This window comes from Oleiphilus sp. HI0125, assembly GCF_001635355.1.
Genome location: NZ_LWGF01001154.1, coordinates 1 through 850, shown reverse-complemented (window position 1 = coordinate 850; position 850 = coordinate 1). Strand labels below are relative to the sequence as shown.

Sequence of the window (850 nt, the reverse complement as noted above, 5' to 3'; positions counted from 1 at the left end):
TGTACGATGCATAAACCATCTCCCGAGAGAACATGTGTCGGGTAACAGTAGTCGAAATTTTAAATATTTGAAGCTTTTGTATTGCGAGAGAGTAACTAGAACTTAGCGATAAAAACCTTGCGTTTTACATCAAAAATTCCAAGTTCTTGCCCTTCTTTAAATACAAACACAGCGCTTTCCTTGCGCCAAGGCGTTAAGAATAAACGCTTCGCCCACTCAGATTTTCTTCGCCCACCGAAACGATCTCGTTTCGACTGCTCATCCCACGATCTAAGCTCAATAGTTTGATCGTTGAGTAGGTCAAAATCTATCTCGCTTTGATCATCACCACACTGTAGGTTTAGCGAATGGCTAGACTCATCCATGATAAACAAAGCATCAAAGCAACGAACTAATCTTATACTCCCCCACATTAATTCGGGTGNAGAACCTGATTTTGCAGGAAGCACTTCTGTCCAGATCCTCGAAAAAATTCGTTCAGAAGGTTGCGCTAACCCCAGAGAAATAAACCACCAACGCAAAAGAAACGTCTGCTCTCGCTTAGCAAGTAAGTTGAGGTTAGTAAGAGAAATTCCATGATCGTTTGCGTAGTTCGTGATGTGCATATGCTTTAACACTGCTTGCGCCAAACGCAACGCTGAACCATTAACTCGAGTATGCCCTTTGCTTAACAACACTAAATCATCAACGTAACTATCTGACTGAGCCAACAATCGCGGCAACACTTGATGACGAATGCGATTCCTTGTGATCGAAAGGTCTTGATTTGATGCATCTTCGACCCAACTCACACCTTGGTCTTGGACATATTGCTCAAGATCCTTTCTTCGTAAATCTAGAAATGGTCGAA

General features: G+C 42.3%; 1 protein-coding gene. It reads right to left on the bottom strand.

The window, feature by feature from the left end; genetic code table 11:
- Positions 1-95: 95 nt before the first annotated feature.
- Positions 96-850, bottom strand: a 755-nt coding sequence (locus A3762_RS19960) for an ATP-binding protein (RefSeq protein WP_197469428.1), incomplete at its 5' end; no start/stop codon positions are given.